This is a genomic window from Streptomyces ferrugineus, from assembly GCF_015160855.1.
Lineage (GTDB): Bacteria > Actinomycetota > Actinomycetes > Streptomycetales > Streptomycetaceae > Streptomyces > Streptomyces ferrugineus.
Genome location: NZ_CP063373.1, coordinates 7,936,801 through 7,961,329 on the forward strand (window position 1 = coordinate 7,936,801; position 24,529 = coordinate 7,961,329).

Annotated in this window: 24 protein-coding genes and 5 tRNA genes; 9 read left to right on the plus strand and 20 right to left on the minus strand. The window is 71.3% G+C overall.

Annotation, left to right across the window (positions count from 1 at the left end; translation table 11 throughout):
* Positions 1 to 323: 323 nt before the first annotated feature.
* Together IM697_RS35330 and IM697_RS35335 are read left to right on the plus strand one after the other, a co-directional pair.
* A complete protein-coding gene (locus tag IM697_RS35330) occupies positions 324 to 2,159 on the plus strand; it encodes an HSP90 family protein (RefSeq protein WP_194040151.1) in 1,836 nt (611 codons plus the stop codon).
* A complete protein-coding gene (locus IM697_RS35335; protein WP_194040152.1) occupies positions 2,159 to 5,089 on the plus strand; it encodes a tetratricopeptide repeat protein in 2,931 nt (976 codons plus the stop codon). The genes IM697_RS35330 and IM697_RS35335 overlap by 1 nt, the downstream gene beginning before the upstream one ends.
* A 30-nt stretch (positions 5,090 to 5,119) precedes the next feature.
* On the opposite strand, the gene IM697_RS35340 is transcribed toward IM697_RS35335, so the two are convergent.
* Positions 5,120 to 6,802, minus strand: a complete 1,683-nt coding sequence (locus IM697_RS35340) for a DAK2 domain-containing protein (RefSeq protein ID WP_194040153.1) — start codon at positions 6,800 to 6,802, stop codon at positions 5,120 to 5,122.
* A gap of 257 nt (positions 6,803 to 7,059) precedes the next feature.
* On the opposite strand from IM697_RS35340, the gene rpmB reads away from it, so the two are divergent.
* Entirely contained in the window at positions 7,060 to 7,245 is a 186-nt protein-coding gene (gene rpmB / locus IM697_RS35345) for a 50S ribosomal protein L28 (protein WP_003993230.1), read from the plus strand.
* A gap of 488 nt (positions 7,246 to 7,733) precedes the next feature.
* Here rpmB and thiD read toward each other — a convergent pair whose 3' ends face one another.
* Together thiD and IM697_RS35355 are read right to left on the minus strand one after the other, a co-directional pair.
* A complete protein-coding gene (gene thiD / locus IM697_RS35350; protein ID WP_194040154.1) occupies positions 7,734 to 8,528 on the minus strand; it encodes a bifunctional hydroxymethylpyrimidine kinase/phosphomethylpyrimidine kinase in 795 nt (264 codons plus the stop codon).
* The gene (locus IM697_RS35355; protein ID WP_194040155.1) at positions 8,525 to 9,493 is read right to left on the minus strand and encodes a thiamine-phosphate kinase; all 969 of its coding nucleotides are present in this window, start codon (positions 9,491 to 9,493) and stop codon (positions 8,525 to 8,527) included. Before IM697_RS35355 ends, thiD begins: the two co-directional genes overlap by 4 nt.
* Positions 9,494 to 9,699: 206 nt before the next feature.
* On the opposite strand from IM697_RS35355, the gene IM697_RS35360 reads away from it, so the two are divergent.
* Both IM697_RS35360 and IM697_RS35365 read left to right on the plus strand, forming a co-directional pair.
* On the plus strand, positions 9,700 to 9,933 hold the full coding sequence (locus IM697_RS35360) for an Lrp/AsnC family transcriptional regulator (RefSeq protein WP_003997603.1): 234 nt from the start codon (positions 9,700 to 9,702) through the stop codon (positions 9,931 to 9,933).
* A gap of 20 nt (positions 9,934 to 9,953) precedes the next feature.
* On the plus strand, positions 9,954 to 10,463 hold the full coding sequence (locus tag IM697_RS35365) for a DUF3515 domain-containing protein (protein ID WP_194040156.1): 510 nt from the start codon (positions 9,954 to 9,956) through the stop codon (positions 10,461 to 10,463).
* 15 nt (positions 10,464 to 10,478) lie between these two features.
* On the opposite strand, the gene IM697_RS35370 is transcribed toward IM697_RS35365, so the two are convergent.
* The 3 genes from IM697_RS35370 to IM697_RS35380 form a co-directional block, all read right to left on the minus strand.
* Positions 10,479 to 11,636 carry a D-alanine--D-alanine ligase family protein gene (locus tag IM697_RS35370; protein WP_194040157.1) on the minus strand — a complete coding sequence of 386 codons (1,158 nt, stop codon included), beginning with the start codon at positions 11,634 to 11,636 and terminating at the stop codon, positions 10,479 to 10,481.
* A gap of 69 nt (positions 11,637 to 11,705) precedes the next feature.
* Positions 11,706 to 12,716 carry an NAD(P)H-dependent glycerol-3-phosphate dehydrogenase gene (locus IM697_RS35375; protein ID WP_194040158.1) on the minus strand — a complete coding sequence of 337 codons (1,011 nt, stop codon included), beginning with the start codon at positions 12,714 to 12,716 and terminating at the stop codon, positions 11,706 to 11,708.
* Entirely contained in the window at positions 12,713 to 13,516 is an 804-nt protein-coding gene (locus IM697_RS35380; RefSeq protein ID WP_194040159.1) for a lysophospholipid acyltransferase family protein, read from the minus strand. Before IM697_RS35380 ends, IM697_RS35375 begins: the two co-directional genes overlap by 4 nt.
* A gap of 168 nt (positions 13,517 to 13,684) precedes the next feature.
* Here IM697_RS35380 and cofC point away from each other — a divergent pair, with 168 nt between their 5' ends.
* Both cofC and IM697_RS45200 read left to right on the plus strand, forming a co-directional pair.
* On the plus strand, positions 13,685 to 14,323 hold the full coding sequence (gene cofC / locus IM697_RS35385) for a 2-phospho-L-lactate guanylyltransferase (protein WP_228045083.1): 639 nt from the start codon (positions 13,685 to 13,687) through the stop codon (positions 14,321 to 14,323).
* Between the two features lie 32 nt (positions 14,324 to 14,355).
* Positions 14,356 to 14,559: a hypothetical protein gene (locus IM697_RS45200; RefSeq protein ID WP_228044302.1), complete on the plus strand. Its 204-nt coding sequence runs from the start codon at positions 14,356 to 14,358 to the stop codon at positions 14,557 to 14,559.
* A 64-nt stretch (positions 14,560 to 14,623) separates the two neighbouring features.
* Here the strand turns inward: IM697_RS45200 and IM697_RS35390 are convergent, their stop codons facing one another.
* The 4 genes from IM697_RS35390 to leuC all read right to left on the minus strand — a co-directional run bounded on the left by IM697_RS35390 (position 14,624) and on the right by leuC (position 17,928).
* On the minus strand, positions 14,624 to 15,274 hold the full coding sequence (locus IM697_RS35390; RefSeq protein ID WP_194040160.1) for an HU family DNA-binding protein: 651 nt from the start codon (positions 15,272 to 15,274) through the stop codon (positions 14,624 to 14,626).
* 139 nt (positions 15,275 to 15,413) lie between these two features.
* A complete protein-coding gene (locus IM697_RS35395; RefSeq protein WP_003997611.1) occupies positions 15,414 to 15,644 on the minus strand; it encodes an SCO5555 family protein in 231 nt (76 codons plus the stop codon).
* 253 nt (positions 15,645 to 15,897) lie between these two features.
* Positions 15,898 to 16,491 (minus strand): 3-isopropylmalate dehydratase small subunit, encoded by a 594-nt coding sequence (gene leuD, locus IM697_RS35400; RefSeq protein ID WP_194040161.1) that lies wholly within the window; start codon positions 16,489 to 16,491, stop codon positions 15,898 to 15,900.
* A 6-nt stretch (positions 16,492 to 16,497) separates the two neighbouring features.
* Positions 16,498 to 17,928, minus strand: coding sequence for a 3-isopropylmalate dehydratase large subunit (leuC, locus tag IM697_RS35405; protein ID WP_194040162.1), 1,431 nt, complete (start codon positions 17,926 to 17,928; stop codon positions 16,498 to 16,500).
* A 201-nt stretch (positions 17,929 to 18,129) separates the two neighbouring features.
* On the opposite strand from leuC, the gene ndgR reads away from it, so the two are divergent.
* Entirely contained in the window at positions 18,130 to 18,846 is a 717-nt protein-coding gene (gene ndgR, locus IM697_RS35410) for an IclR family transcriptional regulator NdgR (RefSeq protein WP_003997614.1), read from the plus strand.
* 73 nt (positions 18,847 to 18,919) lie between these two features.
* Here the strand turns inward: ndgR and IM697_RS35415 are convergent, their stop codons facing one another.
* Entirely contained in the window at positions 18,920 to 19,441 is a 522-nt protein-coding gene (locus IM697_RS35415) for a DUF4188 domain-containing protein (protein WP_194040163.1), read from the minus strand.
* Positions 19,442 to 19,530: 89 nt separating this feature from the next.
* Between IM697_RS35415 and IM697_RS35420 the strand changes: the two genes are divergently transcribed.
* Complete coding sequence (locus IM697_RS35420; RefSeq protein ID WP_194040164.1) at positions 19,531 to 20,184, plus strand: MerR family transcriptional regulator; 654 nt, start codon at positions 19,531 to 19,533, stop codon at positions 20,182 to 20,184.
* A 39-nt stretch (positions 20,185 to 20,223) separates the two neighbouring features.
* Here IM697_RS35420 and IM697_RS35425 read toward each other — a convergent pair.
* The 9 genes from IM697_RS35425 to IM697_RS35465 all read right to left on the minus strand — a co-directional run bounded on the left by IM697_RS35425 (position 20,224) and on the right by IM697_RS35465 (position 24,304).
* Positions 20,224 to 20,296, minus strand: a tRNA-Glu gene (locus IM697_RS35425).
* A 28-nt stretch (positions 20,297 to 20,324) separates the two neighbouring features.
* Positions 20,325 to 20,396: transfer RNA gene (locus IM697_RS35430), tRNA-Gln, on the minus strand.
* Positions 20,397 to 20,416: 20 nt separating this feature from the next.
* Positions 20,417 to 20,489 (minus strand) — tRNA-Glu (locus IM697_RS35435).
* A gap of 29 nt (positions 20,490 to 20,518) precedes the next feature.
* Positions 20,519 to 20,591 (minus strand) — tRNA-Glu (locus IM697_RS35440).
* Between the two features lie 37 nt (positions 20,592 to 20,628).
* Positions 20,629 to 20,700, minus strand: a tRNA-Gln gene (locus IM697_RS35445).
* A gap of 92 nt (positions 20,701 to 20,792) precedes the next feature.
* Complete coding sequence (locus IM697_RS35450; protein ID WP_194040165.1) at positions 20,793 to 21,536, minus strand: HAD family hydrolase; 744 nt, start codon at positions 21,534 to 21,536, stop codon at positions 20,793 to 20,795.
* Positions 21,537 to 21,606: 70 nt separating this feature from the next.
* On the minus strand, positions 21,607 to 21,975 hold the full coding sequence (locus tag IM697_RS35455) for a DUF4241 domain-containing protein (protein WP_228044303.1): 369 nt from the start codon (positions 21,973 to 21,975) through the stop codon (positions 21,607 to 21,609).
* A 66-nt stretch (positions 21,976 to 22,041) separates the two neighbouring features.
* A complete protein-coding gene (gltX, locus tag IM697_RS35460; protein ID WP_194040166.1) occupies positions 22,042 to 23,526 on the minus strand; it encodes a glutamate--tRNA ligase in 1,485 nt (494 codons plus the stop codon).
* The gene (locus IM697_RS35465) at positions 23,519 to 24,304 is read right to left on the minus strand and encodes a fumarylacetoacetate hydrolase family protein (RefSeq protein WP_194040167.1); all 786 of its coding nucleotides are present in this window, start codon (positions 24,302 to 24,304) and stop codon (positions 23,519 to 23,521) included. The genes gltX and IM697_RS35465 overlap by 8 nt, the downstream gene beginning before the upstream one ends.
* Positions 24,305 to 24,529: the final 225 nt, after the last annotated feature.

Below are 24,529 nucleotides of genomic sequence, written 5' to 3' on the forward strand. Positions count from 1 at the left end.
AATGCCGTAGAGGTCGTGGCGGCCGTCCCGGTGCTGCATCATCCCGGGGACAACCCCCGGACCCCCGGCAGAAGAGCAGGTCGGCCGGGACGACCGGCGCGGACAACACGCGGCAAACTCGAGTAGACGTCCGGAAACCCCTGGTCAGACGGCTCGCTTCGGCCCTAGGATGGCGCGCTCCGGCCATCCTTCCGCGGTCACCGCCTCACCGGGACCGCCCGACCCCGCGCCGTCGCGTAGGGGGTGTTGTGAGAGTCCCGGGCGCCGCGGGTGCTGTGCGGGACTCTCAGAACACCCCTGATCCCCCCAACGGCGCAGCGACGATGGACTCCCAGACCTCACAGTCATCCCAGGCCCCTCAGCCGTCCCAGTCACCTCATACGTTCCAGGTCGACCTGCGTGGTCTGGTGGACCTGCTCTCCCACCATCTCTACTCCAGTCCGAAGGTCTATCTGCGCGAGCTGCTGCAGAACGCCGTCGACGCCATCACCGCCAGACGCGCCGAGGATCCGGACGCGCCCGCCAAGGTGCGGCTGTACGCCGAGCAGGGCACCCTGCGGGTCGAGGACTCCGGGGTCGGGCTGACCGAGGCGGACGTGCACAGCCTCCTCGCCACCATCGGGCGCAGCTCCAAGCGCGCCGAGGGGCTGCAGGAGGCCCGGTCCGACTTCCTGGGGCAGTTCGGCATCGGTCTGCTGGCCTGTTTCGTGGTCGCCGAGCGGATCCGCGTCGTCAGCCGCAGCGCCCGTACGCCGGACGCGGCGCCCGTGGAGTGGACGGCCACGGACGACGGTTCGTACACCGTGCGGACCCTGCCCGGCGACGCCCGCGCCGAACCGGGCACCACCGTGCACCTGGTGGCGCGCGCCGGGGCCGCCGAGTGGCTGGCCGAGGACCGGGTTCTGGCGCTGGCGCGGGACTTCGGCTCGCTGCTGCCGTACGAGGTGCGGGTCGGCGACGAGGCGGTCACCGACCTGCCGGCGCCCTGGGACCGGTCGTACCCCTCCCCCGCCACCCGGCGGGTGGCCCTGGCCCGGCACTGTCACGACCTGTTCGGCTTCACCCCGCTGGACTCCGTCGAGCTGGACGTGCCGCTCGCCGGGGTCCGGGGCGTGGCGTACGTCCTTCCCGCGGCGGTCAGCCCGGCCCAGCGGGCCGGTCATCGCGTCCACCTCAAGGGCATGCTGCTGACCGAGCGGGCCGAACAGCTGCTGCCCGACTGGGCGTTCTTCGTGCGGTGTGTGCTGGACACGGACAGCCTGCGGCCCACGGCCTCGCGCGAGTCGCTGTACGAGGACGAGACGCTGGCGGCCGTACGGGAGGCCCTCGGCGAAAGGATTCGGTCCTGGCTGACGGGGCTCGCGGCCGGTGATCCGGAACGGCTGGCGGCGTTCCTGTCCGTGCACCACCTGGGGGTCAAGTCCCTCGCGCGGCACGACAAGGAGATGCTGCGGACGATGCTGCCGTGGCTGCCGTTCGAGACGACCGACGGGCGGCTGTCCCTGGAGGAGTTCGCGCAGCGGCACCCGGTGGTGCACTTCACGCGGACCGTCGAGGAGTACCGGCAGGTCGCGCCGATCGCGTCCGCGCAGGGCGTCGGAGTGATCAACGGCGGCTACACCTACGACAGCGAGCTGGTCGAGGCGCTGCCGTCGGTGCGGCCGGGGACGGTGGTCGCCGAGCTGGACGCGGACACCGTGACCGCCCATCTGGACGCGGTCGACGCGGCCGAGGAGCTGGCCCTGTCGGGCTTCCTGGCGGCCGCGCGGGCCAAGCTCGACCCGCTGGGCTGTGATGTCGTCCTGCGCGCCTTCCATCCGCTGTCGGTGCCCGCGCTGCACCTCGACGACCGGGCGGCCCGGCACGAGCAGGCGCGTGCGGAGGCGGAGGAGCAGGCCGACGACCTGTGGGCCGGCATCCTCGGCTCGCTGCGCGGCAGCGCGCCACGCGCGCGTCTGGTGCTCAACCACCTCAACCCGCTGATCCGGCGGATCGGTTCGCTGGGCGATCCGGAGCTGATCGGCACCGCCGTCGAGTCCCTGTACGGGCAGGCCCTGCTGATGGCGCAGCGTCCGCTGAGGCCGGCCGACTCGGCGCTGCTGAACCGGGCCTTCATCGGTCTGCTGGAGTGGGCCACGAACGGCGAGGGAGGCCGCTGATGGGCGAGATCACCGACTTCGACGCGCTGCGCCGGGCGATGGCGGAGAACGGCGAGGAGCCGGAGGGTCCCGCCCGCAACGCGCGCGCGGAGCAGCTTCTCGTCGAGGCCGAGAAGCTGGGCGTCCCGCTCGCCGTGATCGAGGCGCTCGGGCACCAGCTGAAGGTCTACAACTACAGCTCCGAGAAGGACAAGATGTTCGTCCCCTTCGCGCGTCTGCTGCGCATGTGGGACGAGCGGCCCGAGGACTTCGACGCGTACGAGACGCATTCGCTGCACTGGGTCTTCAAGTGGATGTCGTCCGGCATGCTCGACCAGCCGCACATCCCGCTGGCCTCGGTCGAGAAGTGGCTCGGCGAGATGGAGCACCGCTACCGGCTGGCCGGGCACTCCGAACGGGCCGTGCGCAGCGCCGAGTTCAGCGTGGCGGCGCATGTCGGGGACGTGGCGCGGGCGGAGCGGGCGTACGGCGCCTGGCTGGCCGCGGACCGGGACAGCATGGCCGACTGCCACGCCTGCGAGCTGCACGGGCAGGGGTGGTGGCAGGCGGAGCGGGGCCGGGACGCCGAGGCGCTACGGCTGTGGGGGCCGGTCCTGGAGGGCGAGTTCACCTGCGCCCACGAGCCGCACACGGTTCTGGCGTCCTCCCTCACGCCGCTGCTGCGCCTGGGCCGGGTGGACGAGGCCCGCGCCAACCATCTGCGCGGTTTCAGGCTCGTACGGCCCATGGAGAGCATGCGGGGCGCGTACGCGGACCATGTGGAGTTCTGCGCGCTGACCGGCAACGAGGCGCGCGGTCTGGAACTGCTCGCGGAGCGGCCGGCGTACTTCACGGACGACGGGCATCCGCGCAGCAAGCTGGACTTCATGACGGTGGTGGCCCTGCTCATGGACCGCCTGGGCGCGCTCGGGCCGGCCGATCTGCGAGTGCCCGGTCCGGCGGGCCGCACCTGGACCGCCCGCGAACTCGCCGCCCACGCGCGCGAGGAGGCCCTCGCCCTGGCCGCGCGCTTCGACGAGCGCAACGGCACGACCCACATCAGCGAGCGGGCACGCGCGCGTATGCGGCAGGAGCCCCTGGTGGAGCGGCTGCCGCTGGGGGTGCGTACGGCGGCGCGGCCGACGCCGGCCGCCGCGCCCGTCAACGCCCCCGAGGACACGCACCCGCGGTCCGACCTGCCCGCGCTGATCGCCGAGGCGCGGCGGCTGTCGGACACCCTGCAGCCGGGCGCCGTCGAGGCCTGGGCGGCCGTCTCCCGGGCCGCCGAGGGCGTCGAGCTGGCCGCCCTCGACCGAGCGGAGATCGTCGACCACAGGGCGATGGACCTGGGCCCCGAGGGCATCCCGCTGTTCGCGGAGGCCGCCGAGCTGTACGCGGCTGCGGGCGACCCCGGCGAGGCGCTGGCGGCACGCGCGCGTGGCGCGTACGTGAGGGCGCTCACGGGCGAGGTCTCCGAGGCCCTGGCGACGATCGCCGGCCTGTACGACGAGGCGCTCGCGCTGTACGCCGAGGACGGCACGGGGGTACGGCAGACGGCGGCCGTTCTGATGAGCCGGGCGCGGATCCTGATGCGGCGGGTGCGCGAGGCGCAGGACGCGGTCCAGGGGGCCGTCCTGGCCGACGCCGAGTCCGCCGCCCGTGAGGTGCTCGCACTCGTCGAGGGGCAGACCGGGGACGACGTACGGCTCGCCTCGCGGGTCGCGGAGGCGCAGGCGATGCTCGCCGAGCTGGCGGCGCTCACGGGGGACGTGGAGGGGGCCGCGGAGCTGTTCGCGCGGGCTTCGGCGGCGTTCGTCGGGGCGGGACTGCCGTGGTTCGCGGTGGAGTACGAGGCCCGGCTGGCCGGACTCGCGCACCATCTCGGCGACACGGCTGAGGCCGAGCGGGCGCTGCGGGCGGCCCTGGAGCACGGCGGGCCCCACCTGGAGGCCGTCGGCCGGGCCCAGCTGCACCTCCAGCTCGCCGAGGTGCTCGGCGGCCGGGGGCGCTCCGAGGAGGCCGCCGAGCACGCCCTTCAGGCGGCGCACTGGGCCGACGAGGCGGGCGAGAGCCGCACGCTGGGCGCCTGGGCGCGGCACCAGCTCGGCGGGTTCCTGCTGCGGCAGGGGCGGTTCGCCGAGGCCGCCGAGGTGCTGGAGTCGGCGCTGCCCGACCTGAGCGCCGAGACGCACGGCGACGGGGCGGTCGTGCAGACGCGGTGGTGGCTCGGCGACTGCCTGAGCGAGCTCGGCGAGCACCGCGCGGCGGCCGAACGCCGGTTGCAGGCGGCCGAGATCGCCCGGCACTGGCCCGAGCAGCACGACCACGCCACGCTCGCCCACCTCGCCGCCGAGTCGCTCGGCCACGCGGGGCTGCACGCCGAGGCGGACCAGGCGTACGCGCGCGCGGGCGGGCTGTGGCGCTCCGTCGGCAACGTCCACGGCCTCGTCCGGTCCCTGCGCGCCCGCGCGTGGCTGGCGCTGCGCGAGGACGCAGCAGGGGAGGACCAGGCGTCCGGGTTGATGGCGAGCGCGGTCGAGGAGTGCGCGGCGGCGCTGGAGGCGGCCGACGACGAGGACGCGCGTATGCGGCTCGTCGCCGAGCTCGGCCACACCCACCGCCAGTTCGGCGACCTGCTCGCGCGGTCCGCCGCGGAGGACGCCGAGGACGAGTCGATCCGCGGCACCCTCGAGGCGGCGCTGTCCCAGGTGACGCGGGCCGTGGCGGTGTTCGCGTCCCTTGGCGAGGACGCCCTGCACAGCCGCACCGGCGCCGAACTCGCCGCGGGCTGGCTGGAGGCCGACCTGAGCCGCCCGGACGGGGCGGCGGCACACGCGCGTGCGGTGCTGGCGGCCTACGCCGGTGCCGGGGAGGACGACGAGGCGGCGCGCGAGCGGCGGGCGGAGGCCGAGCAGATGCTTCAGGTGGTGCGGGAGCAGGGCGCGGAGTAGGCCCCGCTCAAGGCCGGGGAACAGACCCGCTCACTCCACGCCGATGAGCAGCAGGGCCCCTTGCCGCCCGCCCCGGTACACCACGGTGTCGACGGCGAGGTACGACTCGCGCACGCGTGCCTCGAGGCGCTCGGCGATCGTCCCGGGCGCCTCGTCGCCGAGGACGAGGGTGACGAGTTCGCCGCCCGCGGAGAGCATGCGGTCGAGGACGGCCTCGGCGGTGCGGGTGACGTCCGTGCCGATCACGGCCACGTCGCCGTCGATGAGGCCGAGGACGTCGCCGGCCTGGCAGATGCCGGCCATGGTCCAGGACTGGCGCTCGGCGACGGCGACCTCGGCGTAGCGGGTCGCGCCGGCCGCCGACGTCATCGACACGACGTCCTCGTCGAAGCGGCGCTCCGGCTCGTGCACGGCGAGCGCCGCGATGCCCTGGACGGCGGAGCGGGTGGGGATCAGCGCGACGCGGATGCCCTCCGTGCGGGCCTGCTCGGCCGCCGCGGCGGCGGTGTGGCGCAGTTCGGCGTCGTTGGGCAGCAGCACCACCTCGCGCGCGTGGGCGCGCCGTACGGCCTCCACCAGCTCCCCGCTGGCGGGCGGTTCCCCGGGGCGCGCGAGGACGGTGGTCGCGCCGGCCTCGCCGTACAGCCCGGCCAGACCCTCGCCGGGCACGACGGCGACGACGGCGCGCTGGACCCGCTCCCGGGGCAGGCGCTCGCCGGTGGTGTGCGCGTCGCCGGCCCCGAAGTGGGTGATCCGGATCCGGTACGGCCGCCCGGCCTCGACGCCCGCCTCCACGGCGGCCCCGGCGTCGTCCACGTGTACATGGACGTTCCACAGCCCGTCGCCGCCGACGATCACCAGCGAGTCCCCGAGCCCGTCGAGCCGCTCCCGCAGCCGGGCCACGGCCGCGTCCTCGGCCTCCAGCAGGTAGATCACCTCGAATGCGGGACCGCCCGCCTCCCCGACGTCGGCGCAGTCCTCGACGTCGGGGAGGGGGACACCGTCACCGACAGGGGAACCGGCGTCCACGCGCGCGTGCGCCCCCGGCCACACCACGGGGGCCGCCTCCCCCGTGAACGTCTCCACCAGCGCCCCCAGCACCGCCAGCAGCCCCCGCCCCCCGGCGTCGACCACGCCCGCCCGCCGCAGGACCGCCAGTTGCCCGGGCGTCGCCGCCAGCGCGGTACGCGCCCCCTCGTAGGCCGCCCGCGCGACCGCCCCGCAGTCGTGGCCCGCGGCGCCGTCCGCCGCGTCGGCGGCGGCCGAGGCGACCGTGAGGACGGTGCCCTCGACGGGATGGGCCACGGCCTGCCGGGCGGAGTCGGCGGCCTGCCGCAGGGCGAGGCGCAGACCCGAGCCGTCGGTGTGAGCGGTCTCACCGTCGGCGGCGAGCACCTGGGCCATGCCGCGCAGGAGCTGGGCGAGGATGGTCCCGGAGTTCCCCCGGGCGCCTATGAGGGCCCCGTGCGCCATCGCGCGGGCCGCGTCCGCGAGAGTGGGCTTGCCCACGTCGTACGCGGTGAAGACGGCCTCCACCGCCGCGACCGCCGACTCCACGGTCAGATACAGGTTCGTCCCGGTGTCGCTGTCGGCCACGGGGTAGACGTTGATCGCGTCGATCTCCTCGCGCGCGCGGCCGAGTGACTCCAGCGCGAGGCCGCACCAGGTGCGCACCGCGAGAGCATCGAAGAATGTCTGCGGCACCTGCGCCACCTGCGCCTCCTTGAGCTGCCGGACGTGGCACGCAGCGTAGACCCAGAGTGGGTGTGCGCCGGAAGTGGGCCGGGAGCGGGCCCCTGAGCTGCCATGGTAGTTTCGTTCTGCTGGCGCAGTCGTTGTATGCTGCTCCGGTTGCCCGATCCAGATCGGGCCGTTCCCCTGGCAACGCCACTCAGATCTCTGATCCTGCGATCTCGATCCCGGCATGCCGGGATTATCCGTAAGTGCATCTGAAGTCTTTGGAGTGACCCGTGGCTGCCAACTGCGACGTCTGCGGCAAGGGGCCGGGCTTCGGCAACAACATCTCGCACTCGCACCGCCGTACGTCCCGTCGCTGGAACCCGAACATCCAGCGTGTGCGTACCGTGGTCGGCGGGACGCCGAAGCGCGTGAACGCCTGCACCTCGTGCATCAAGGCCGGCAAGGTCTCGCGCTGACGCCCACAGCTGAGCGCGCGGCCACTGCTGGTTCGCTGCACTGAGCCGGTCCACCGGAAGGTGGGCCGGCTTTTTGCTGTGCCCGGCCGCAGTGCCCGATTACCGGACCGGCCCGCCTCACACCCCGGCATGCGCTTCGGCATCCTGGGCTCTTCGGAGGTACCCACCGACGACCGAGCACCTCGTGGCGGCCGCGGCCGCGCTGTCGGCGCCGGCCCTCGGCGCCTGCCCCGGGGCGCGGTGCTCGCCACGAGCCGTGAGTCGCTGGGGATCACGGGCGTGGACCTGATCCCGGCGCCGGAGCCCGCCGGTCGGCTTCGACGGCGCCCCGGAGCGCTGCGGCGGCCGTCCCGGTCCTCCGGTCGGAGCCGCTGTCGTACGACCGTCGGGGCGTCGCCGCCCTCTCGGCGTGCGGCATCGCGGGTCGTGCGGCGGAGCCGGAGCGTGCGTGCCGGACGCCGCTGAGCAGGCGGGGTTATTCCAGGCCCTCAGGGCTCGCAGCCCCGCAGGGCCCAGCCATGGTCGACGGGGCCGATCCCGCCCCCGAGGGCGAAGCCGGCGGCGATGGCGCCGGTGACGTACTCCTTGGCCGCCGCCACCGCCTCCGGCACGGGCTGTCCCTTGGCGAGCTGCGAGGCGATCGCGGAGGCGAGGGTGCAGCCCGTGCCGTGGGTGTGCCGGTTGTCGTGGCGCGGGGCGCGCAGCCAGTGCTCCTCGGAGCCGTCGGTGAGGAGATCCACGGCGTCGCCGGAGAGGTGGCCGCCCTTCACCACGACCCAGCGGGGCCCGTACGCCAGCACGGCCGCAGCGGCCCGCCTGAGGTCGTCCTCCGACTCGACGTGCACTCCGGTGAGTTGAGCTACCTCGTCGAGGTTCGGCGTCGCCACGGTCGCGACCGGCAGCAGCTTGGTGCGTACGGAGTCCAGCGCGGAGGCCGCCAGCAGCGAGTCGCCGTGCTTGGAGACCCCGACCGGGTCCACGACTGTCGGCGCGTCCGTGCCGCCGATCAACTCGGCGACCGCCTCGACGAGTTCGGCCGAAGCGAGCATGCCCGTCTTGATCGCCTGGACGCCGATGTCGTCGACGACGCTGCGGTACTGCGCCCGCACCGCGTCCACCGGCAGTTCCCAAGCGCCCTGCACGCCCAGGGAGTTCTGGGCGGTGACGGCGGTGATCACGCTCATGCCGTGCACGCCGAGCGCGAGCATCGTCTTCAGGTCGGCCTGGATGCCCGCGCCACCACCGGAGTCGGAGCCGGCCACCGTGAGCACGCCCGGGATCATGACTCGATGCTCCCGCCGAAGTGGTCCCAGCCGCCCTTCTTGGTCCACGGCGCCCCGTCCACCGTGACCTGCGGCAGCGCCGAGGGGTTGAGGACCTCGCCGATCACCTTCCAGCGGGCCGGCAGCTTCACGTCCGGCGGGAAGGTCGCCACGATCGCGTGGTCCTCTCCCCCGGTCAGCACCCACTGCATGGGGTCGACGCCGACGGCCTGCCCGATGTCGTTCATCTGCGTCGGGATGTCGATCGCGCCCGAACGGATGTCGATGCGGACCTTGCTGGCCTCGGCGATGTGCCCGAGGTCGGCGATCAGCCCGTCGCTCACGTCGCACATCGCGGTGGCGCCGAGACCGGCGGCGGCCGGACCCGCGTGATACGGCGGCTCGGGGCGCCGGTGCGCCTCCACGAAGGCGCGCGGCGAGCGGAAACCGCGGGCGAGCACGGCGTATCCGGCGGCGGACCAGCCCAGCCAGCCGGTCACGGCGACGAGGTCGCCGGGCTGCGCGCCGGCCCGCGTCACGGGCTCCTGGTTGCGCAGATCGCCGAGCGCGGTGATCGACACCGTGATGGTGTCGCCCCGTACGACGTCCCCGCCGACCACCGAGGCACCGGCGACCTGGCACTCGTCGCGCAGCCCGTCCATCAGCTCGCTCGGCCAGGTCACCGGGAGTTCGGCCGGCACCACCAGGCCGAGCAGCAGCGCGGTCGGCACGGCGCCCATGGCGGCGATGTCCGCGAGGTTCTGCGCGGCGGCCTTGCGGCCGACGTCGTAGGCCGTGGACCAGTCGCGGCGGAAGTGCCGTCCCTCCAGCAGGATGTCGGTGCTGGCGACCACCCTTCGGTCGGGCGCGGCCACCACCGCGGCGTCGTCGCCCGGGCCGACCCGGACCGCCGGGGTGGTGGTGAGACGGGAGGTGAGCTCCCTGATGAGCCCGAACTCACCGAGCTCACCAACAGTGCCCTTCATTGCCCTTACGCCCCTTCTGTCCCTGTCCGCACCCGGTCGCGCGTCCCAACTGTCCTCGATACGGTCGAGGTGTACGTCAACTTCTGTCGTGCGTGCACCGCGGCGCGGGAGCCCTGGCCACCGAGGGTCTCCCCGTGACGAGCGGCGACGCGATACCGTGGCGTTCCTTTTCCCCACATGATCCTCGTGGCCGCCCTGGAGGTTCCGTGGTACAGGCGTACATCCTGATCCAGACGGAGGTCGGCAAGGCGTCGACCGTCGCCGAGACGATCAGCAAGATCCCTGGAGTCATCCAGGCCGAGGACGTCACCGGACCGTACGACGTCATCGTGCGCGCCCAAGCCGACACCGTCGACGACCTGGGTCGCATGGTGGTCGCGAAGGTCCAGCAAGTGGACGGCATCACCCGCACCCTGACCTGCCCGGTCGTACATCTGTAGCCCCCGTCTACCCTTGGCCGGTGAACTCTTTGCGTCACCGGCACATTTCTGTCATCGGGCTGCCCGCGCTCGCCCTGCTGATCACCGCCGCGGGCTGCTCATCAGCGGACGGCAGCGCGTCGACGGCGGTTCCCAGCCCCGGTGCGAAGGCCACCGAGTTGTGTCAGAACCTCGACAAGGTACTGCCGGCCGAGGTGGACGGTGCCGGCCGTGAGGATCCCTCGCCCGCGTCCGCGCTGACCGCGGGCTGGGGAGACCCGGCGATCATACTGCGGTGCGGTGTCGTACGACCGCCGAAGATGGCCGACCCGAAGGTGGCGCAGGGCAAGGACGACGACGCGGCGGCCGGTGGCGTGAACGGCGTGAACTGGCTGATGGAGCGGGACGCCGACGGGGCGTATCGGTTCACCACCGCCAGCCGCCTCGCGTATGTCGAGGTCACGGTGCCCAAGGGGCGTGACAGCTCGGGAGTGCTGATCGACCTGGCGTCGGCGATCAAGGAGGCGATCCCGGTCGGAATCGCCTCCTGATCGCCCCGGGCCGTCTCACCTCAGGCCGGTCGACCTGCGCAGCGCCGCCCGGATCAGCAGGTCCACCAGGTCCGGGTAGCTGATCCCGCTCGCCTGCCACATCTGCGGGTACATCGAGATCGGCGTGAATCCGGGCATCGTGTTGATCTCGTTGATCACGAACTCCCCGTCCTCGGTGAGGAAGAAGTCCGCGCGCACCAGGCCCTCGCAGGAGGCCGCCTCGAAGGCGTCCACGGCCAGGCGTTGCACCTGAGCCGTCTCCTCGGGCGTCAGCGGCGCCGGCACGATGCCGGGCGTCGAGTCGATGTACTTGGCCTCGAAGTCGTAGTACGCGTGCGCGTCCGGCGGCGGGATCTCGGCCGGGGCCGAGGCGCGCGGGCCGTCCTCGAACTCGAGCACCCCGCACTCGATCTCACGGCCGCGCAGGGCCGCCTCGACGAGGATCTTCGGGTCGTGCCGCTGGGCCTCGGCGATCGCCTCGTCCAGCCCCGACAGGTCCTCGACCTTCGTGATGCCGATCGACGAACCCGCGCGCGCGGGCTTCACGAACAGCGGCCAGCCGTGGTCGCCGGCGAGGTCGATGATCTTCTTGCGGGCGGCGGACTCGTCCTGCTCCCACTCGCGCGGCCGGATCACCACGTACGGGCCCACCTTGAGCCCGAACGAGGTGAACACCCGCTTCATGTACTCCTTGTCCTGGCCGACGGCCGAGGCGAGCACGCCCGAGCCCACGTACGGCACTCCGGAGAGCTCCAGCAGGCCCTGGAGGGTGCCGTCCTCGCCGTAGGGGCCGTGCAGCACCGGGAAGACCACGTCGATCTCACCGAGCGCCTTGGGCACCGACCCGGGCTCGCTGTAGACCACTTCGCGGTTCGCCGGGTCGACGGGGAGCACCACGCCGCCCTCGCTCGAGTCGGCCAACTGCTCGACGGTGGGCGTACGGCGCTCGGTGATCGCCATGCGTTCCGGTTCGTCGGCCGTGAGCACCCATCGGCCGCTCTGCGTGATGCCGATCGGCAGGACGTCGTACTTCGTCCGGTCGATCGCGCGCAGTACGGCGCCGGCGGTGACCATGGAGATCCCGTGCTCGGAGCTGCGACCGCCGAACACGACGGCCACACGCGGCTTGCGGGGCGGCTGGTCTGGGCTCTGGGGGAGGTTCTCGGTGCTCATATCGCGTTGAGCGTACCCGCCCGTAGGGTCCGAGTCAGCGTCCGGAGGGCGGCGTTCCCCCGGCGTCGCTCACCGTCGCTCCGGCTTCGCGCTGCGCGACATCAGCTCCTTGAGGGCGACCACCGGCGGCTTGCCCTCGTGCACGATGCCGACGACCGTCTCCGTGATGGGCATGTCGACGCCGTGCCGGCGGGCCAGATCCAGCACGGACTCACAGGACTTGACGCCCTCTGCGGTCTGCTTGGTGACGGCGATGGTCTCCTTCAGGGTCATGCCCTTGCCGAGGTTGGTGCCGAAGGTGTGGTTGCGCGACAGCGGCGAGGAGCAGGTGGCCACCAGGTCGCCGAGACCGGCGAGTCCGGAGAACGTCAGCGGGTCGGCGCCCAGCGCGACGCCGAGGCGGGTGGTCTCGGCGAGGCCGCGGGTGATGAGCGAGCCCTTGGCGTTGTCGCCGAGGCCCATGCCGTCCGCGATGCCGACGGCGAGGCCGATGACGTTCTTCACGGCGCCGCCCAGTTCGCAGCCCACCACGTCCGTGTTGGTGTACGGCCGGAAGTACGGCGTGTGGCTGGCGGCCTGGAGGCGCTGGGCGACGGACTCGTCGGTGCAGGCGACGACCGCGGCGGCCGGCATGCGGGAGGCGATCTCGCGGGCCAGGTTGGGCCCGGTGACGACGGCGATGCGGTCGTGGCCGACCTTGGCCACGTCCTCGATGACCTCGCTCATCCGCATGGTGGTGCCGAGTTCGACGCCCTTCATCAGCGACACGAGGACGGTGCCCGGCGCCAGCATCGGCGTCCACTCGGCGAGGTTGGCGCGCAGGGTCTGGGACGGGACGGACAGCACCGTGAAGTCGGCGCCGGCCATGGCCTCGGCCGGGTCGGTGGTGGCCCGCATGCCCTGCGGGAGCTCGACGCCGGGGAAGTAGTCGGGGTTCGTGCGGGTCGAGTTGATGGCGTCGGCGACCTCGGGGCGGCGGGCCCACAGGGTGACCTCGCAGCCGGCGTCGGCGAGGACGATGCCGAAGGCCGTACCCCATGAACCGGCACTCAGGACTGCCGCCTTGACGGGCTTGCTCACGTGCCCTGCCCCTCTTCCTGTCCGGCCTTCTCGTGCTCGGCCCTGGGCTGCGTCTGACGGTTGTTCTGCGCGGCGGTCCTGCGGCGCTGCTCGATGCGCTCCTGGCGCGGGTCGTACGGCGTCGCGGGCGCCTTCTCGCCGCGGATCTCCTCGAGCTGGCGGGTGACGGCGGCCATGATGACCTCGGTCGCCTCCTTGAGCAGGTCCGGGGTCATCTCCTTGTCGTAGAACCGCGTGAGGTCCACGGGCGGGCCCGCGAGGACATGGTGGGTCTTGCGCGGAAGGAGGTTGGGCTTCTTGGCGTAGGGCGGCAGCAGTTCGTTGGCGCCCCACTGCGCGACGGGGATCACCGGGCACTTGGTCTGCAGGGCCACGCGTGCGGCGCCGGTCTTGCCGGTCATGGGCCACTGGTTCGGGTCCCGGGTGATGGTGCCCTCCGGGTAGAAGGCGACGCACTCGCCGCGCTCCACGGCGTCGATCGCGGCGCGGAAGGCGCTCAGCGCGTCCGTGGTCTCCCGGTAGACGGGGATCTGCCCGGCACCGCGCATGAAGGAGCCGACGAATCCCTTCTTGAAAAGCCCGCTCTTCGCCAGGAATCGCGGAACGCGGCCGGTGTTGTACTGAAAGTGCGCGTACGCGAAGGGATCGATGTGCGAATTATGGTTCACCGCGGTGATAAATCCGCCCTCGGCCGGAATGTGCTCCATTCCACGCCAGTCCCGCTTGATCAGAACCACCAGCGGCGGTTTGGCGATCACCGCGGCGAAGCGGTACCAGAAGCCGATTCTGCGGCGGGGCACGCGTGCACCTTCCTCTAGGGATCAAGGACGTGGGGCCTGGGGGCCGCACAAGTGTCGCCCCAGGCCGCCGGTCTGTCGAGAACACCGTACGCCTCACCACCCCGACCGCCAGATGGCCCTGGTGACGGCTGAGTGACAATGGCCGCGACCGGAGAGGACGGAACGCTGGTGCAGTGGACCTTGGTCGTACCCCTGAAGCCCTTGGCCCGGGCGAAGAGCAGGCTGTCGGACACGGCGGCGGACGGGCTGCGCCCGGGACTGGCGCTGGCCTTCGCCCTCGACACCGTGGCCGCGGCGCTGGCCTGCCCCGCGGTGAAGGATGTGGCGGTCGTCACGAACGACGCCCGGGCCGGCCGCGAGCTGGGCGCGCTCGGCGCCCACATCGTCCCCGACGAGCCCGGCGGCGGCCTCAACGCGGCGCTGGCTCACGCGGCGTCGGTCGTACGGTCGTCCCGCCCCGAAACCCCCGTGGCCGCCCTGAACGCCGATCTTCCCGCCCTGCGCCCGCTGGAATTGGCCCGGGTCCTGGACTCGGCGGCCGAATTCCCGCGTGCTTTTCTCCCCGATGCCGCCGCGATCGGCACCACATTGCTGGCCGCCGCCCCCGGCCATGAATTGCGCCCGTCATTCGGCACGGATTCCCGGGCCCGCCACCGCGGGTCCGGGGCGGTGGAGCTGTGCCTGGACGAGGTGGATTCCGTACGCCAGGACGTGGACACCGGCGAGGATCTGCGGGCCGCGCTGGCCTTGGGCGTGGGCCCACGGACGGCGGCGGCAGCGGCCCGGCTGCTGATCAGGGAGCCGTGACTGCGGTGCCGGGCGCGCATAGGGTGGCAGCCATGCAGGCCACCGCATACACCTACGACGCCGAATCCCGCTCCGGCAGTGTCCTCCTGGACGACGGCACCCCCGTCTCCTTCGACGCCCCGGCCTTCGACGCGGGTGGCCTGCGGCTGCTGCGCCCCGGGCAGCGGGTCCGTATCGAGACGGAGGGCGAGGGCGAGTCCCTGCGCATCACGCTGGTGACGTTGCAGACCCTCTGAGAACACGCCGCGGGCCGGACTCCCCACGGAGTCCGGCCCGGCGCGTGAGTGCCCCTGTGCGGTCCTACCTGCTGCGCGTGGTCCTCTTGGCAGCGGACTTGCGCGCCGTCGACTTCTTGGCGGGCGCCTTCTTGGCGGTCGCCTTCTTCGCCGGGGCCTTCTTGGCCGTCGCCTTCTTGGCGGTGGTCTTCTTCGCCGCGGTCGTCTTCTTGGCGGCAGCCGTGGTCTTCTTGGCCGTCGTCTTCTTCGCCGTGGTCTTCTTGGCCGCGGCCGTCGTCTTCTTGGTCGTGGCCTTCTTCGCCGCCGCCTTCGTGGTCTTCTTCGCCGCCGCCTTGGTGGTCTTCTTCGCGGCGGCCTTCTTGACCGTCGCCGCGGCGCCACCGGTCAGGCTGCCCTTGGGCGCCTTCTTGACGGCGACCTCGCCGCCCCGCGGGAGCTTCTTCGAGCCGCTCACCAGGTCCTTGAAGCCCTGACCCGCGCGGAAGCGCGGAACGGAGGTCTTCTTGACCCGAACCCGCTCGCCCGTCTGGGGGTTACGGGCGTACCGAGCCGGACGGTCGACCTTCTCGAACGAACCGAAGCCGGTGACCGAGACCCGCTCACCCGCGACGACCGCGCGGACGATCGCGTCCAGTACGTGGTCGACAGCATCGGCGGCCTGCTGGCGGCCGCCCATCTTGTCGGCAATCGCTTCTACGAGCTGCGCCTTGTTCACGTCTTCCCCTTCGGAGACATCGCCAGAACGAAAGTGTTCAAGCTTTTTCGCACGTTAGGCAGATATATACCGCAAATCAAACACGAAACGGGCTAATCACCCTTGTGCCGCAACAGACTCGACTGTCTCGAAGGTGTTCTCAGCGTTCCTCTTCGGGGAATCGCCCCGCGTCGAGGTCCGCGATGAACCGCTCCAGACGCCTTGTCGCTTCGGCGACGTCGTGTTTGGCCGCGGCCGTAATGACCAGCAGCTTCCGGGTCAGCGCCATCCGTACGCCCTCCGGGACTTGCAGTGCGCGCACCCTTGCGTGCGCTTCCTTGAGTTGGTCCGCGACTGCCGCATAGAGCTCGAGTTGGCCGTCGTGTTCCATGCACAGATTGTGCCATCTGGGGCGAGTTGTCGCCTGCCAGGGGTGCAACTCCGGCCTCAAATGGCCTTCCGGGCACTTGCGGAAGTCACGGTTACACCACTCGCGTACCCCGGCAACACCCGTCGTAACGTGGGAAGTTGCCCCCGGCGCGGCGGCGGTGCAGGGCCGTTCGGGTGCAGACATGGCAGTACCCCCGATCGGGCTGATCGGGGGTACTGAGGGGTGTTGCGGGTGACCGAAAGTCGCCTTGCGCTCAGATCTGGAGCGTGCGCGGCTTGAACGACGGGCGCTTCGCCTCGTACGCGGCGATGTCATCCTCGTTCTGGAGGGTGATCGAGATGTCGTCGAGGCCGTTCAGCAGCCGCCAGCGGGAGTTCTCGTCCAGCTCGAAGGAGGCGGTGATGCCCTCGGCACGAACCTCACGCGCCTCAAGGTCCACAGTGATCTCAGCAGTCGCGTCCTTCTCCGTGAGCTCCCAGAGCGCGTCCACGGTCTTCTGCTCCAGAACCACCGTGAGCAGGCCGTTCTTGAGCGAGTTGCCGCGGAAGATGTCCGCGAAGCGCGAGGAGATGACGGCCTTGAAGCCGTAGTTCTGCAGCGCCCACACGGCGTGCTCACGGGAGGAGCCGGTGCCGAAGTCGGGGCCGGCCACCAGCACCGTGGCGCCTTCGCGCTCGGGCCGGTTGAGCACGAACTCCGAGTCCTTGCGCCAGGCCTCGAACAGCCCGTCCTCGAACCCGTCCCGGGTCACCTTCTTGAGCCAGTGAGCAGGGATGATCTGGTCGGTGTCGACGTTGGAGCGGCGCAGCGGGACGGCCCGGCCGGTGTGCGTGGTGAATGCTTCCATGACTGATCAGACTCCAGCGGGCGTACGGGTCTCGGCGTCGGACAGGTCGGCCGGGGAGGCCAGGTGGCCCAGCACGGCGGTCGCTGCGGCGACCTGCGGCGAGACCAGGTGGGTACGGCCCCCCTTGCCCTGCCGGCCCTCGAAGTTGCGGTTGGAGGTGGACGCGGAGCGCTCGCCGGGGGCCAGCTGGTCGGGGTTCATGCCCAGGCACATCGAGCAGCCCGCGTGCCGCCATTCGGCGCCGGCCTCCTTGAAGACCAGGTCCAGGCCCTCGTCGACGGCCTGCAGACCGACCCGCGCGGAGCCCGGGACGACCAGCATCCGTACGCCGTCGGCGACTTTGCGGCCCTTCATCAGGTCGGCGGCGGCGCGCAGGTCCTCGATGCGGCCGTTGGTGCAGGAGCCTACGAAGACGGTGTCCACCTTGATGGAGCGCAGCGCCTGTCCGGCCTCCAACCCCATGTATTCCAGGGCCTTTTCGGCGGCGAGGCGCTCCGAAGCGTCTTCGTACGAAGCCGGGTCGGGGACGGACGCCGAAAGCGGGGCGCCCTGGCCCGGGTTGGTGCCCCAGGTGACGAACGGCGACAGCTCGGCGGCCTCGATCACGACCTCGGCGTCGAACTCGGCGTCGTCGTCGGTCCTGAGCGTCTTCCAGTACGCGACGGCCGCGTCCCAGTCCTCGCCCTTGGGGGCGTGCGGGCGGCCCTCGAGGTAGTCGAAGGTGGTCTGGTCGGGGGCGATCATGCCCGCGCGGGCACCGGCCTCGATCGACATGTTGCAGATGGTCATCCGGGCCTCCATCGAGAGCTTCTCGATGGCGGAGCCGCGGTACTCCAGGACGTAGCCCTGGCCGCCGCCCGTGCCGATCCTGGCGATGATCGCCAGGATCAGGTCCTTGGCGGTGACGCCCTCGGGCAGCTCGCCGTTGACCGTGATGGCCATGGTCTTCGGGCGGGCCATGGGCAGCGTCTGGGTGGCCAGCACATGCTCGACCTGGGAGGTGCCGATGCCGAACGCCAGACCGCCGAAGGCGCCGTGCGTGGAGGTGTGCGAGTCACCGCAGACGACGGTCATGCCCGGCTGGGTCAGCCCGAGCTGCGGACCCACCACGTGTACGACACCCTGCTCGACGTCGCCCAGCGGGTGCAGCCGCACCCCGAACTCGGCGGCGTTCTTGCGCAGCGTCTCCAGCTGGACCCGGGAGACCGGGTCGGCGATGGGCTTGTCGATGTCGAGGGTCGGGGTGTTGTGGTCCTCGGTGGCGATGGTCAGGTCGAGCCGGCGCACCTTGCGACCGCTCTTGCGAAGGCCGTCGAAGGCCTGCGGGCTGGTCACCTCGTGCAGCAGGTGCAGATCGATGAAGAGGAGGTCGGGCTCGCCCTCGGCGCGCCGGACGACATGGTCGTCCCAGACCTTCTCCGCGAGTGTCCTACCCATCGCTTTCCCTCCGGCCGGCGTACGGTCCACCGGCCCAACTAGAGATCTTGAGAGGCGGCTTCCGCCCGCGCCCCTGTTCTCCGGGCGTCCGCCACCGGCCCGCTTTGGTCCACGGGCCGCACTGCCTTCGTCGTTCCAGAGTGGCGTGTTCCACGGAAAATTGAACTTGCGTTTCACAGAGTGAGACGCGAGTATCGTTTCATGGACAACAGTAGCGGCGTCGGCGTTCTGGACAAGGCAGCCCTTGTCCTGAGCGCCCTGGAGTCCGGTCCGGCCACCCTCGCAGGGCTCGTCTCGGCCACCGGACTGGCACGACCCACGGCCCATCGACTGGCCGTGGCCCTTGAACACCACCGCATGGTGGCGCGTGACATGCAGGGCCGTTTCATTCTCGGCCCCCGGCTGGCGGAACTGGCCGCGGCGGCGGGTGAGGACCGCCTCCTCGCGACCGCCGGGCCGGTCCTCACCCACCTCCGCGACGTCACGGGCGAGAGCGCGCAGCTCTACCGGCGCCAGGGCGACATGCGCATCTGCGTCGCCGCGGCGGAACGTCTTTCCGGCCTGCGGGACACGGTCCCGGTCGGCTCGACGCTCACGATGAAGGCGGGCTCCTCGGCACAGATCCTCATGGCCTGGGAGGAGCCGGAGCGCCTGCACCGGGGTCTGCAGGGCGCCCGCTTCACGGCGACGGCCCTGTCGGGCGTACGACGCCGTGGCTGGGCCCAGTCGATCGGCGAGCGCGAGCCGGGCGTCGCGTCCGTCTCCGCGCCGGTACGCGGCCCGTCGAACCGTGTGGTGGCCGCCGTGTCCGTCTCCGGCCCCATCGAGCGCCTGACCCGCCACCCGGGCCGCATGCACGCCCAGGCGGTCATCGACGCCGCGGCCCGCCTGTCGGAAGCCCTGCGCCGCTCCGGCTGATCTCCGGACGGATCGACGAGGGGACCTGCCTCAACGCCGCGGCAGGCCCCCTCGTTCCCCCGATCCCCCCGGGTCACCCGGCCCCCTCGGTCACCCCCGCCGCCGACCGGTGCGCGAACCGGTCCTCGGCACGGCGCCCCCGCCTCTCGACGGGCACCTGCCCGTGCGCCGCGGCGAGCCCGAACGCCGGCATATCCGCGTAGATCGACTCGTACGCGCCCTCGGGCACGACATACGCCTCGTGCCAGATCCCCACGTGCCCCCGCGTCCTGTCCGCCCGCTCCTTGCGGTTGATGATCCCCCACACCCTGTGGTGGAACATGTCGGGCGCACTCGCGTACGCGTAGAGCTTCTCCTTGGACTCCCAGTACTGGACGACGTAGTACGTCCGCGGCGAGGCCGTCAGCAGCACACGCCCCAGCAGCCCCCGGTCGCTGTCCCGCGCAAGCTCCCCCAGCATGCGGATCATCGACAGCATGACCGGCAGCCACTGGTGCACCGCCCAGAAGTGGTTGATCCGCATCCCGATGAGCAGGACCACCACATCGCCTTCGGCGTCCGCGGTCGTACGACCCAACACCGGTTTCGCGGACATGGCGGCCCCCAGGCTCCCTCACCGGATAGCGGCGCTATCCTTCTGGTCGGTGATTGGATAGTGGCACTTTCCAATGAGAGGCGCAAGAGATGCGGCTGGCGGAGCTCAGCGAGCGCAGTGGGGTGCCCATCGCGACGATCAAGTACTACCTGCGCGAAGGGCTGTTGCCGCCCGGCCGCCAGATCAACGCCCGCACCGCCGAGTACGACGAGGACCATCTGCGCCGGCTGCGTCTGGTGCGCGCGATGATCCAGGTCGGGCGGGTCCCGGTGGCGACGGTCCGGGAGGTGCTCGGGCACGTCGACGACGACTCCCTCCCCCGCACGATCCGCATGGGCGCGGCACTGTGGGCACTGCCGCAGGTCCCCGAGCCGGACGAGGAGGACGAGTACGTCCGGGGCGCACACGAGGTCGCGGATCAACTGCTTCAGTCGCTGGGCTGGTCGAACGCCCAGGCGCTGGTCACCATCTCGCCCTCCTACCGTTCGCTGGTGGTGGCGATGGCCGCACTCAGACGGCTCGGTTACGACTGGGACCCTCAACTGCTCCTGTCGTACGCCCGGTTGATGCACGGGGCGGCCGTGCTCGACCTGGACTTCGTGGAGACGCACGCGTCGGAGGCCGAGAAGGTCGAGACGGCGGTGCTGGGGGCGATCCTCGTCGAGCCGATACTGCAGGCCCTGCACCGGCTGGCGCAGGAGGAGGAGTCGGCGCGGCGGTACGGCTTCGGAGACCGGGAATGACGAAGGCCCCCCACCGAAGTGGAGGGCCTTCACCGTGCGTACCCCCGACCGGATTCGAACCGGCGCTACCGCCTTGAGAGGGCGGCGTGCTAGGCCGCTACACAACGGGGGCGTGGACTCTGCGTTTCCGCAGGCCCGAGCTGGTCTACCTGGACTCGAACCAAGACTAACTGAACCAGAATCAGTCGTGCTGCCAATTACACCATAGACCAATGTGGTTTAGACCAGTCAGTACCCCCGACCGGATTCGAACCGGCGCTACCGCCTTGAGAGGGCGGCGTGCTAGGCCGCTACACAACGGGGGCCCTAGCGATCCCGAGTTGATCGGAATCAGTACCCCCGACCGGATTCGAACCGGCGCTACTGCCTTGAGAGGGCAGCGTGCTAGGCCGCTACACAACGGGGGCTTTGCAGATGCTGTGCTTAATCCAAAGCGTCTGCGAGCTGGCCTACCTGGACTCGAACCAAGACTAACTGAACCAGAATCAGTCGTGCTGCCAATTACACCATAGGCCACTGGAACGCAAGCCCCTGAGGGGATCTTGTTCTAGTTCGCTCCCCCGGGTTTCCGGCCTTTCGGCCCGCTCCCCGGCGGCGCAGGAAGAACATTACCCGAAGGTGGACGGGGCTCCAAAACGGGTATCCGCGCCGAGGAGCGCGGGGAGTTCGGCGAGGGAGGCGATCCGGTGCGGTCTGCCGTTCGCCGGGGCGGGCGCGTCATCGCTGGTGTACGCGCCGTCACGGTCGATCCACACCGACAGCAACCCGGCGTCCGCGGCGCCGCGCCCGTCGATCTCCGGGTGATCGCCGACGTACGCCACCTGGTGCGGGGCGAGCTCCAGCGCGGCGCAGGCGGCGTGGAAGGCGCCGGCCTCCGGCTTGGAGACGCCGAGCTCCGCCGCGCACAGGATGGCCTCGAAGCGCTCGTGCACGCCGAGCACACGCAGCTTGTGGTCCTGGACGTGGATGCTGGAGTTGGAGAGCACGGCGTGCCGGTGGCTGGCCGCGAGGGCGTCCAGGACCGGCAGGACGTCCGGGAAGAGGGCCCAGGCGGTCTCGTAGTGCGCGATGTACCGCTGGAACCAGGCGTCGGCCTCCGCGTCGCTCAGCTCCTCGCCCAGGAAGACCCGCACCCGGTCCCTGCGCTGCCCCTCGAAGGTCACCGCCCCGGCCGAGAACCGGGCCCACTGCGCGTCGGTGATCTCCCGCCAGCGCGTGATGGCCTGCTCGACGCTGTCGTACCCCGCCAGCAGCCCCTCGGCCGTGAGATGGCCGCGCATGCCGCTGCGGTCGGCACCCGTGTAGTCGAAGAGGGTGTCGTCGACGTCCCAGACCACGGCACGAATGCTCATGATCCGACAGTAGCCCGGGGCACCGGGGCGTGTCCGGTGATTGCGGCCCGTCAGGACCTGTCAGGACGCGTCAGGAAGGGTCGGGTGCGACGAAGAGGGTGCGACCGGTGGCGGCGGAGGTGACCAGGTGGGGTCCCTCCGGCCAGTGACTGTTCTCGAAGGCGTCCCACAGCGGCCCTCCTCCTTCCTCGTCTCCGGGAAGGCCTCCTCGGCCGCGGCGTCGTAGAAGCAGCCGGTGGGGGCGGTCGGACGGCGGCTCCCCGGGCCGGGTGAGCGTCGCGACGGCGGCCTCGACGCGGTAACGGCCGGGCCCGACGGTGACGGTGAACGGCTCGATGTCCCCCGTGCCCAGGTAGACGAACGGATCGCAGGCGACGACGCGGCCGGTGGGCAGGTCGAGCCGCCCGGTGTGCGAGTGAGCCGGAACACTGGTGCGCACCGCTGACAGACATGCCGCGGGGGCGGCAGCCGTCCTGGCTGCCGCCCCCGCGCACGCGCGTGTGACCTACGCCGCCAGCTTCGCCAGCGCCGCGTCGATCCGCGTCAGGGTCTTCTCCTTGCCCAGCACCTCAAGGGACTCGAAGAGCGGCAGGCCGACGGTGCGGCCGGTGACGGCGACACGGACCGGGGCCTGGGCCTTGCCGAGCTTGAGGCCGTGGACCTCGCCGGCGGCCAGGACGGCGTCCTTCAGGGAGTCCGGGGACGTCCAGTCGGCCGCGTCCAGCTTCTCGCGGGCCGTGCGCAGCAGGGCGTCGCTGCCCTCCTTCATCGCCTTCGTCCAGGACGCCTCGTCGAAGACCGGCTCCGGCAGGAACAGGAAGTCGACGTTGTCGGTGATCTCCGACAGGACCTTCAGGCGGGTCTGCGCGTGCGGGGCGATGGCCTGCCACTTCACCTCGTCGAAGGCCTCGGGCGCCCAGGGGGCGAACGGGGCCTGCAGCCACGGGCGGCAGCGCTCGGTGAAGTCCTTCACATCGAGCAGCCGGATGTGGTCGCCGTTGATCGACTCGCACTTCTTCAGGTCGAAGCGGGCCGGGTTGGGGTTCACATCCGCGATGTCGAAGGCCGCGACCATCTCGGCCATCGTGAAGATGTCCTGGTCGGCGGAGAGCGACCAGCCGAGCAGGGAGAGGTAGTTGAGCAGGCCCTCCGGCAGGAAGCCGCGCTCGCGGTAGAGGTTCAGCGAGGACTGCGGGTCGCGCTTGGAGAGCTTCTTGTTGCCCTCGCCCATCACATACGGCAGGTGTCCGAAGGCCGGGATCCGCTTGGCGATGCCCAGCTCCATCAGCGCCTTGTACAGGGCGATCTGACGGGGCGTCGAGGAGAGCAGGTCCTCGCCGCGCAGCACGTGGGTGATCTCCATCAGGGCGTCGTCGACCGGGTTGACGAGCGTGTAGAGGGGCGCCCCGTTGGCTCGTACGATCCCGTAGTCCGGGACGTTCTCCGGGGTGAAGGTCAGCTCGCCGCGGACCAGGTCCGTGAAGGTGATCGTCTCGTCGGGCATGCGGAAGCGGACGATGGGCGTACGGCCCTGGGCCTGGTACTCCGCCACCTGCTGGGCGCTCAGCTCGCGGCAGTGGCCGTCGTAGCCGGAGGGCTTGCCGGCGGCGCGGGCGGCCTCGCGGCGGGTGTCCAGCTCGTCCTGGGAGCAGTAGCAGCGGTAGGCGTGGCCGGCCTCCAGGAGCTTGGCCGCGATGTCCTTGTAGCGGTCCATGCGCTGCGACTGGCGGTACGGGGCGTGCGGGCCGCCGATCTCCGGGCCCTCGTCCCAGTCGAAGCCCAGCCAGCGCATCGAGTCGAGCAGCTGGTCGTACGACTCCTCCGAGTCGCGGGCCGCGTCGGTGTCCTCGATGCGGAAGACCAGGGTGCCCTGGTGGTGCCGGGCGAACGCCCAGTTGAACAGGGCGGTGCGGACCAGGCCCACATGGGGGTTACCGGTGGGCGAGGGGCAGAAACGGACGCGAACGGGAGTGCCGGGTGCGCTAGCCACGCTTGACAACCTTGTTGGTGAGAGTGCCGATGCCTTCGATGGTGACGGCGACCTCGTCGCCGACGTTGAGGGGGCCGACCCCTGCCGGGGTGCCCGTGAGGATCACGTCGCCGGGGAGCAGCGTCATGGCCTCGGAGATGTTGACGATCAGGTCCTCGATGGGGTGGACCATCTCGCTGGTGCGGCCGAGCTGGCGCTGTTCGCCGTTGACCGTGAGCTGGATGGTGAGGTCGGACGCCTTGGCGAGGTCCAGGTCCGTCTCCACCCAGGGGCCCAGCGGGCAGGAGGTGTCGAAGCCCTTGGCCCTGGCCCACTGCTTCTCGCGCTTCTGGACGTCCCGGGCGGTGATGTCGTTGGCGCAGGTGTAGCCGAAGATCACGTCCTTGACGCGTTCGCGCGGGACCTCGCGGCACATGCGGCCGATGACGACGGCCAGTTCGGCCTCGTGGTGGAGGTCCTCGGTGAAGGACGGGTACTGGATCTGGTCGCCGGGGCCGATCACCGCGGTGGACGGCTTGAAGAAGGCGAACGGGGCGTCGGGCACCTCGTTGCCCAGTTCCTTCGCGTGCTCCGCGTAGTTGCGGCCGAAGGCCACGACCTTGTTGGGGAGCACCGGCGGCAGCAGCCTGACCTTGCTCAGCGGCACCTTCGTGCCGGAGAGCTCGAAGTCCGCGAACGGGATGCCCTTGATGATGTCGAGGACGAGCTCGTCCGGCCTGTCGCCCTCGACCGCGCCGAAGGCGACGTTCCCGTCGATGGAGAATCTGGCGATGCGCACGGGATCTTCGCGCCCCTCACTGAGAACTGGTGTGCGTGTCGGTCGCCCGGCCGACCCGCGAGCCGACGCTGGACGCTCCAGGCTAACCGGTCGGGCGGCTTGATCATCGGTCGGCGAGGCGGGGGCCGGCCCGGGCCGTCGCGGGATGTGAACTGGCCGGAAATCGATTGTTGTGATCCGGACAGACACATAAGGTCTTCACGAAATCAACCAGCCGACCACTGG